The organism is Escherichia sp. MOD1-EC6098, from assembly GCF_002965865.1.
GTDB classification, from domain to species: Bacteria; Pseudomonadota; Gammaproteobacteria; order Enterobacterales; family Enterobacteriaceae; genus Escherichia; species Escherichia marmotae.
The window spans coordinates 140,061-149,285 of sequence record NZ_PTSN01000015.1; the positions used below are offsets into that span (position 1 = coordinate 140,061).

A 9,225-nucleotide genomic window follows, 5' to 3' on the forward strand; every position below is an offset into this window, starting at 1 on the left:
CGTGGCGTTGACAATTACTGCAGTACACGTTCAGGCCATCCCACTGTTTCAGCAGGTATGCGAACGCTTTTGCCGTATCCGAGTGACGCGACAGTGTTTTCATCTGTTGCTGTATCCAGTCATACAGTGACTGCATCAGTGGCGCGGCTCTGGCTTTTCTTGCCACCAGACGCTGTTCTGCTGAACAGCCCCGGACTTCTGCCTCGATGGCATACAGTTCACCGATACGCTGCAGGGCTTCCGTGGTGATGTCGGTTGGCACTCTTGCATGCACATCGTGGATTTTTCTCCGGGCATGAGCCATACACGCGGCTTCCGTTATTCTGCCGGATTCGTATAACGCCCGGTAGCCACCGTAAGCATCGGCCTGAAGCACACCGCTGTAACCGGCCAGGTGATTTTGTGGATGGATACCTTTCCGGTCCGGACTGTACGCGAACCAGACCGCCGGGGGCATCTGTGAACCGGCGTTACGGTCATCACGGACGTAGACCCACAGCCGGGCTGTCCGGGTTTTACCGCTGCCCGGCTCCTGGACCGGGACGGGGATATCATCAGCATGGACTTTACCGGGCATCAGCACATACTGGCGCAGGACGTCATACAGCGGCTCCAGTAGTTCAGCAACAGCACCTGTCCAGCGCCCCAGCGTGGCACGGCTCAGCTCAGCTCCCTGACGACGGTATATTTCTGACTGGCGGTATAACGGCAGATGGTCTGCATATTTCCCGGTGACAACATGGGCCAGAAGCCCCGCTCCGGCATAACTGCGTGCAATGGGTTTCGAAGACACCGGTGCCTGCACGATATGGTCACAACGGCAACAGGCCAGTTTCGGACGTTGTGTTTCGATAACCTTAAAGGCGCTGCTGATAAGCTCCAGTTGCTCTGACACATCACATCCCAGAGAACTGAGTTCACCACCACAGGCAGGACAGCATTCCTCTTCCGGCCGGATAACCCGGGTTTCACGGGGAAGTGAGGCCGGTAACGGTTTACGGGCTGAAGACTGGCGCAGGGCGGATGGCAGTGCCGGGTCATACTGCTCACCCAGCGTTTCCACCATTTCTTCCTGAAGTGCGCTGATTCGCTCCTGTGCTTCCTGTATCTGCCGTTCGTTTTTTGCGCGAAGTTTTTCTGAGCTTTTACCGAACTGCATACGTTGCAGTTTCGCAACCAGCGCCTTCAGCCGGTTGATTTCGGAAGCATAAGCCGCCACCCGCTGTGAGAGCAGGCGGTTGTATTCAGCCATCTGGCGGATGGTGTCCTGTTGCGTCTGCAACAGTGCCCGCAGGCGGGCGTTCTCATGAGCAAGTGAGGTGTCCATATCCTCACTTTACAACGGGTTATATGCGGATTCCAGCGCGTTCCGTTCGTTTCGGGTGCTTCCAGTTGATACCTTCAAGAAGCATGGATAACTGGGCCGGAGTAAGGTGCACCTTGCCGTCACGGGTGACCGGCCAGACGAAGCGGCCCCGCTCCAGGCGTTTGGTGAAGAGGCACAGTCCGTCGCTGTCAGCCCACAACACTTTTATCTGGTCACCCCGGCGTCCGCGGAAGATGAACAGGTGTCCGGAGAACGGGTCATCCTTCAGGACGTTCTGAACTTTTGAGGCCAGGCCGTTAAAGCCATTTCGCATATCGGTGATACCTGCAACCAGCCAGATACGCGAACCTGCAGGGAGAGATATCATCAGTGGCTGCTCCCTTTTATTTCGCGGATAAGTGTCTGTAATAACGCCGGCGTCAGTTTGCCTTTAAGCCTGAGAGTTCCGGCCGGCAGAACCAGCTCACAGCACAGACTGTCGGACGGTGTATTTATCTGCTCTGGTTCCTGTGCGGGGGCCGGGATTTTATTATCCGGCTCCGGCGTTAACGTCACGGGAAGCAGTGCCGGCATATTTTTTCCGGAAGGCAGCATGCCACCTTTCCGGTATTGATGGCGCCAGTTGAAGAGCAGGTTATCGTTGATTCCGTTTTCCCGGGCGATCTGCGCCACACAGGCTCCGGGCTGCAGTGACTGCTCCACTAAGGCGATTTTAAACTCATAAGGGAAGTTGGGCCGCCGGGGACGTTTTTTTACCACGGGGGCTTCGGATATAACGGTGCTTTCAGGACGTACGACTGGTACCGTGGAAAATTGTCCGTAAAGGCAGGCATCAAGTTCCTGCTCCGACATGCCTGCGGGCAAAGGCCACGAAAGGCCAGCTCTCCGAAAGCGCACGAACATACTACAAACTGTTGATTTTGGTACACCCAGGTGACGCCCGGCCACAACCCGGGGTAAATGTTCTTCAAAGTGAAGACGTAAAGCTTCAGTGATCCAGGTCCGGTGTTTCATACGATAGTGTCCATTAAAAATGATGGACATTATTTTTGTAGAGCCGGAGGAAACAGACCAGACGGTTTAAATGAGCCGATTACGAAAATTTTCCTGAACCAGGTTACTGAGGATGTCATCAGACAGGTCATCACCAATCTGTTTGAATTTGAAAAAGAAATGCTGGATGGCAAACCGGTTTACCTCCATATGGGACATCTCATTGATAAGGGGGGGTATCTGCGCTTCAAAGAGCGTGTACTACGCGACGTACAGCTAAACCCTGAAGCCATGGTTGCTGAACGGATTTACTGGGCAGAAGATGAATCTGTCGCCCGTCTCCATCTAAAATCAGTCAGATGACATGAAATCATTATCAATTACTGGCGCGCAGTCAGGAGTGAAACCGGATATTCCACGCAGGCAGCGTTGCCTGCCCTGACCATATTGCCCTGTCAGGAGGGGCGCTGTTCTGCCCCTCCTTCTCCCTGCAGCATCAGCGATGGCTGTTATCAGAAGTCATACCGGATACCCAGTATTCCTTCCGCATCTGTCTTAAAGTAACCATCAAAACTGCTGTTTACTTTTGCCTGCACTGACAGTTTCTCAGTCAGCTTTCCGTTGATACCAAACGAAACGGTATAGCGGTCAGCCTTCTCTGCATCATAGTGACGGGCTTTCCAGTCATCACGCAGGGTCATTCCCGGCATATCGTTCAGCGTGATATTCCGCCAGATACCTGCCTTCAGCGTCATATTCCCGGAGACTTTTTCTGCCTCAACCCCGGCTTTCAGCCACAGGGCGTCGCCATCATGAAGCTCCACGCTCCGCTCCCGGCCCTGCAGACGATTTCCGTCCACCCGCGCACCGTTCAGTGAAACAGTCGGTGTTATCGACATATCAAGGGGGGCTGCATGCATCTTCCACCCGCCACGGATACCCGCAGTCAGGATATGGCTTTTTGCCCTGCCGGACAGATCACTCAGCTCTCCCTGAATAGTGTAATCTTCAGACAGCTCCCGGTATCCGGTCATACCATCCACAAACAGACCACCGGCAAAGGATTTGCCCGCCAGAACATGCACTCCCCACAGGCTGAAATCATCCCGGTAGTCATCTGTGCTGCTGTGCCCCCGGTAAAACTCTGCCCCCATCCCCCACCAGGCATTACCGGCAGCAGACTGGCGGAATCCCACATTCAGTCCGCTCTGATTGAGGCTGAAGTCGTCATATCCACCATGGCTGTACCCTGTCATGGCCCATGCACCGCCGTCTGCATCACTGTTGTCCACCACCTGTGTCCAGCGGTCAGCACTGTCGCTGAGAATGAACTCACGGGCGGCAAACATGGCACGCGCTTTCTTCAGAAGAGATGTGTTATCCGCGCCCTTAAACAGCGTACTGCCATTCACCATCGTGCCCGCATTCTCTGCCGGAGAATCAGGGGAAGGCGACACACCGTTGCTGTTATTTCCTTCAGACACAATACCATCAGCCTCAGTGCTTCCTGTACTCCCTGTATCCGGTGCAACCGGAGAGGTTGTATCTGTCACATCATCACTGACATCCGTTGATACCTGAGATTCTGTTGTTCCGGCATGACTTTTCAGTTGCCAGTAAACTCTGCCGTCTTTCTCCTGCACCTGTGTGTCAGGGGTATAAACAGTAAACCCCCTGTTCAGACTGGCAAAGGAGAAGTACCCGTGAGAAGTTCCGACCGGTGCAGATGCCAGAGTCAGGTCATTTTTCAGTGTGACAGTCTGGTCAAACAGGGAGGACAGGTCCAGTGTGTTATGTCCCCCCGTTGCCTTATTCAGGATATCAATCCGGTCGCCCGTGTTGTCGGCAGTGCTGACCCCCATGGCGATATTCATACTGCTGGCATGCAGTGTGTTTACCGTCAGCGTTTTCGGCGACCAGTTGTCTGTCACAAAGGAGAGCGTCCCGCCTTTGCTTCTGAACGAATCCAGCGTGGAGCTTTTCGTCATATTCCAGTGACTCCGGCGCGACAACTCCACATGCGAGCCGACATGACCGCTTATATCACCATTAAAGGTTGCGTTCATGATATCCAGCGTCGTCTTCCCGTTCAGGACAGCACTGCCATTAAACACGCTACGGTCTGCATCCTTCACCGCTTCTGATGTGCCTTCTTCCAGCGTAAAGGCCGTACCGTTACCGTCGTTTTTGTCAATAAAGACCCGGCTGTCGCCCAGTGTGACCGTCGAATCTGTTGCTTCAAGCGTGGTGTTCAGCATGGCATTACGACCAAGGCCAAAATCGGTGTTCTTCAGTGACAGTCTGTCAAAGGTAAAACTGCGGTTCTCCCAGTCCTCCTGACTGAATGACGTGGGCTGAGTCAGAACCGAATGGTCTCCACTGGCAGCCAGTTTGTCAGCCACAGACTGAGTATTGTATGCATGGATAACCGGATGCCCCTGCAGCGTCAGACGCCCGTTTTCCTGGGTGAATGTACCGGAGATATCCGCAGAGCCGTCCATCACCAGAGCACCGGTAACGCCTTCCGGCAGGCGATTATCCACATTCAGATTGCCTTTCAGCTGTCCGTGGAACAGATACCCTGCAGCATTGAAACGGTCAGCTACCAGTTTCTGTGCATCCCCCTGACTGTGCCCCACAAACTCCCAGGTGGCGTTGCTGCTCTGGTCCGTAGGGAAATAACCATAGGTGCTCTGCTTCAGGATGAAGTAATCCGTCGTATTTGTGTACGGGTTATTGTATTTATATAAATTTCCGGCAGTTCCTTTACGTGATTCCGACCAGCCATTCAGTGCTACTTTGTCAGCCCGCAGGGCATAATCCAGCGTGATAGTGGCCCGTTTATCAGCGTTATTCGCCAGCACGGCACCATAATCTGCCGCCTTCAACTGATGAAACGTCAGACTGTTACCATTAACATCCAGTGTGCCCCCACGATATCCCCATGAGACGGTATCCGGATTTACCTGCCGCTCATCAGTCAGCACCACGGTCGGCCGGCCGCTGGCGATATTGACACTGCTGAACGCCTGCACCTGTCCTTTATTGTCCGCCTGCTGGTTCAGTATAACCTTACCGTCACCGACCTTCAGGCCGCCCTCATTAATACCAGTACCCTGTACCGTCAGCGTACCTTCACCAATTTTATGCAGGTTATCGCCCTTAACACCGTTAACCTGCCAGTTTACTGAGGCCTTCTTATCCACAATAATACCGGCTCCGGTCCAGGTACTCCCGTTAGTGGTTGTCACCGTATAGTTATCACGGAACGTCAGAGAACCCGCCCCCTGCGAAACTGAGTCCTTCAGGTCAACCCGACCATTCTGCCCCATGAATATCAGGTTTTTACCGGCATTCAGGTCATTTCCCTGCTGCCCGTGCATGGCATATGTGGTGCTTCCCTGTGTCAGCGCACCAGCTCCGGTGCTGCTGTTAAAGCTCCACTCCAGTGCACCACCTTCCGATGTTCTGAACGTGACCGGGGCATCATTGTCTTCATTAAATTTCTGCCCGATAAAATCCAGTGGAATAACAGCCCAGTTATTTCCCCTGCCCCCCGCTCCATTCCCCGCAGTAAGAACACCGACCAGCACCCATTTATTCTGAACAGTATCAAAAGCAAATAAAGGCGAACCGCTGTCACCGGCCTCGCCATAAATGGGCATTGCACCATTAAGTTTGTAATCAAAAACCAGACCTGAACTGGTGCTAATCATTTCTCCATTCTGATAGGATGACAAACTTCCGACAGTCCCGCCGGTCAGCCAGGAGTAGGCCCCACCAATTTTTGTCAGTTGCCCGCTACTGTCCTTGATATACTGAGTACCTGACCCCAGACGATAAAAAACAGGATAACGTTCCTTATCCAGATATGCGCCATCCACAGCTCCCTGCGCCGTCACCGCGGTCGGGGTAACCTCCGTCACCAGTTTATCCAGCCTGGGAGCATGAAAATCCAGTGACGGTGCATTATTCCGGTCCACGATATTGTAACGGTTTTCACCATCACCAAAGCTGACGTTTGTATATCCCCCGTTATGTTTCACGCTGGCGATATACTGAGGATTAATCAGTGTTGCCACACCGGGATTAGACTTCACGTTAACAGAGCTGAAATCCGGCATAACTGCTTTATTCAGCGTACCGACAAGCTCTCCTTGTTTATTATAAATGGCGATATCTGTTGCTCCCGGACGAAACATTCCTTTATTTTCAGCAAAATCACGGAACAACTGATAGCCAAGCTCGTTATTGACCGTCCCCGCAAAACTTCCCGCAGAGAATAATCCGGATACCAGCAACAATGATATCAGCATTAATTTTTTTGATGATTTCTGAGCACATTTTCTGGCGAACTCAGATACGGCAATAAAGCCCCTGGCCACAGCGCTGTAGCGAAGAGAATAAATTCTGTTCATTTTTAATTAATCCTGAAAAAAATAAAATCAGCACTACTCAGGCATAACGGATAATCACCGTCATCCCTGCCCGCCAGACTGACTGTCCTGTCACCGGTTTACTGAAATGAAGATTAAGAACTGCACCGGAAGAAATCCCGAGTGCATATGCCCCGGAATAAAACCAGCCTTCACCCACCAGGTCCTGATAACCGCTTTCATCAGTAATCACCGGTGAGTCAGACACTCCCGGAACTCCCTGTTTCAGCTGTGTCCAGATACTTTCTGCGGACACTTCGCCTTCCGTCATCCGGGAAATGAAACTCAGCCCGTCGGCGGTGCGCCACGTACTGCTGTCGGGTACGCCGCCATTAAACACATAAGCGTCAGCACTGTTATTCCCCAGCGTCTGGGTGATTCTGGCACCAAAGCCATCCTCTTCTGCCCATGCAAGCGCCCCGAAAGCCTGAACTTCTGCTGCCAGTGTGCCTGCTGTCTGAGTGTCCCCGGTGACGCTCAGTGGCAGAACAAGCAGCCCCTGTCCCGGCGTGCCACTGGCCCACTGAATGTGGATTTCGCTTCCGTCACTTCCCTTCAGCTGAATAACAGGAACAATACCAGCACCGGATGTCTCACTGCCCTCAAAAGCTCGTTCAGATTTACCGGCAAGCAGCAGAAGGTCATGGGGTGCGCTGACCGTCAGGCGGGTTCCGTTATCGGTCAGCTCACTGATTTTGTTGCTGAACCCGGTATATCCGCCGATTTTCCACAGCCAGGGAGGAAGTGAATCATCATAAGGCATGATGGTGCCCCCGAATTCCACGGCTCCCTGAAAATCCCCGCCGGACTGCCATCCGGCACCAGCAGAAACTTTTCCGCAAATTAATAAAGAAAGAGAAAAGACAATAATAAGTAAAATGTCAATCACAGCATTCTGACGCACATCCACTCCCCTCTGAGACACCTTCACCTGTATTATTCGCTTGTGGTGAAATTTCTTTTATTTTTCTGTAAACCTCACTGAAATCATCTTCCACCATCACATGTCCCTCAACGCCCCTGATATGAAGCTCACAAAAAACACCTTTCTGAAGAACAAAACTGATATCTTTTATATTCACCAGAAGGTTTCGCCCCTGCCGACTGATAAAATGAATAAACATTCCGACCACTCAGATTTAAAAACAATCAAAAAAAACTGCACAAAAACGCGAATCACATGACATTAAATTTCGTGCATCTTGTCTGAGGTGGTTGTCCGGATATTGCATGGACAACCACAAAACAATATTTTCGGTCAGTAATAAAACTTACTGACATGTATTCATAAATAATAACTTACTGATAGGTTACAGTAATCGGGAGAGATGCCTTCCACTTAACAGAAGAGTTTCCTTCTGCCGGAGTATCAAGAGCAATACTGATAGTCTTACCTGCCTCAATACCTGCACCATAAGCTGATTTGAACATATCAGCTTCATCCACGAAATACTCATTATCAGAGATATTTCCAGCCAATATCTTTCCAAGAGGTGTTTTGGCTGTGTATTCATCATCAAGGGACTTGATTAAATTGTAGGCAGACTCCACACTTGAACGAACAGCGTTTGTTGTTTTTCCCAGTCCGCCAAAATAGGCTCCTGTCGCAGATGACATAAGCTGAACGGACCCTGTGTTATTACCATCATCCCAGGACGAATAAGCAGCGGCACTAAACAATGTTGTCATGATACCAATTTTATCTCCGGATTCATTATGAACGTCCAGAGTCAGTGTTGTGATACCATTTGAAAATGAATTTACATCAACAGCATTATTCTCATAAGTAATGTGAGGAATAATATTACCGCCTGCAATACCTGCAAAACCGTTTTCATCCGCATTACGGATACCCAGTACAGGAATGGCTTTCTTAACAACGATATCTACATTCTGCTGACCTTTCTGAATTTGAGCATCCAGATTGGTTACTGTATCCCCCGTTTTCACCTCCCATAGGGTAACTTTCTCCGCCGGAGTCAGGGTACCTCCAAGTTCAACAGAACCACCACTACCGTTCTGAGTCCACGCCATTGCAGACCCGGATGTCATAACAGAAGCAGTTACAGCCAGTACGATCAGCGTCTTTTTCATAAAAAACATAATATTTCATAAACATTAAACTGAAAGTAGTAACTCTGGTTCATATAGAATTACCGCAAAGCTACCCTCTGCTATCTGACATATACAGTCACATTAATATTATTTGTCAGAAATTTTATGCTTCAGAGTAGCTTTACATTATTTCCACAACAAAATATATCCATCTTTTCCGGCCTGCCGAAATAAAACCCCTGCAGATAATCCACTCCCAGAGAGCACAGACAGTTCACCTGCGCCTTTGTTTCCACACCTTCTGCCACCGTATCAATACCCAGCTTTCCTGCCAGCCCGACAACACTTTCCACGATATGCCGGGATGTCTTTTCACTCAGAATGTCCTGTGTGAAGCTCCTGTCCATTTTTATA

Annotated in this window: 7 protein-coding genes and 2 pseudogenes; 1 reads left to right on the forward strand and 8 read right to left on the reverse strand. The window is 50.8% G+C overall.

The window, feature by feature from the left end; translation table 11 throughout:
- Window positions 1–13: 13 nt before the first annotated feature.
- From tnpC to tnpA, 3 genes and pseudogenes are all read right to left on the reverse strand, one after another.
- A pseudogene (gene tnpC / locus C0K55_RS16510) lies at window positions 14–1,327 on the reverse strand (IS66 family transposase); the annotation flags it as partial.
- Between the two features lie 19 nt (window positions 1,328–1,346).
- Window positions 1,347–1,694 carry an IS66 family insertion sequence element accessory protein TnpB gene (gene tnpB / locus C0K55_RS16515; protein WP_000624622.1) on the reverse strand — a complete coding sequence of 116 codons (348 nt, stop codon included), beginning with the start codon at window positions 1,692–1,694 and terminating at the stop codon, window positions 1,347–1,349.
- Window positions 1,694–2,371 carry an IS66-like element accessory protein TnpA gene (gene tnpA / locus C0K55_RS16520; protein WP_105266626.1) on the reverse strand — a complete coding sequence of 226 codons (678 nt, stop codon included), beginning with the start codon at window positions 2,369–2,371 and terminating at the stop codon, window positions 1,694–1,696. Before tnpA ends, tnpB begins: the two co-directional genes overlap by 1 nt.
- 54 nt (window positions 2,372–2,425) lie before the next feature.
- On the opposite strand from tnpA, the pseudogene C0K55_RS16525 reads away from it, so the two are divergent.
- Window positions 2,426–2,683: pseudogene (locus tag C0K55_RS16525) on the forward strand (sulfite reductase subunit C); the annotation flags it as partial.
- A gap of 149 nt (window positions 2,684–2,832) precedes the next feature.
- Here the strand turns inward: C0K55_RS16525 and C0K55_RS16530 are convergent.
- From C0K55_RS16530 to C0K55_RS16550, 5 genes are all read right to left on the reverse strand, one after another.
- Entirely contained in the window at window positions 2,833–6,738 is a 3,906-nt protein-coding gene (locus C0K55_RS16530) for a S6 family peptidase (protein WP_105266627.1), read from the reverse strand.
- A gap of 37 nt (window positions 6,739–6,775) precedes the next feature.
- Complete coding sequence (locus C0K55_RS16535; RefSeq protein WP_105266628.1) at window positions 6,776–7,660, reverse strand: fimbrial; 885 nt, start codon at window positions 7,658–7,660, stop codon at window positions 6,776–6,778.
- On the reverse strand, window positions 7,638–7,880 hold the full coding sequence (locus C0K55_RS16540; RefSeq protein WP_105266629.1) for a hypothetical protein: 243 nt from the start codon (window positions 7,878–7,880) through the stop codon (window positions 7,638–7,640). Before C0K55_RS16540 ends, C0K55_RS16535 begins: the two co-directional genes overlap by 23 nt.
- Before the next feature lie 175 nt (window positions 7,881–8,055).
- Window positions 8,056–8,850 (reverse strand): hypothetical protein, encoded by a 795-nt coding sequence (locus C0K55_RS16545; protein ID WP_105266630.1) that lies wholly within the window; start codon window positions 8,848–8,850, stop codon window positions 8,056–8,058.
- A gap of 131 nt (window positions 8,851–8,981) precedes the next feature.
- On the reverse strand, window positions 8,982–9,225 hold a 244-nt coding region (locus C0K55_RS16550; RefSeq protein WP_236942606.1), incomplete at its 5' end, for an EAL domain-containing protein.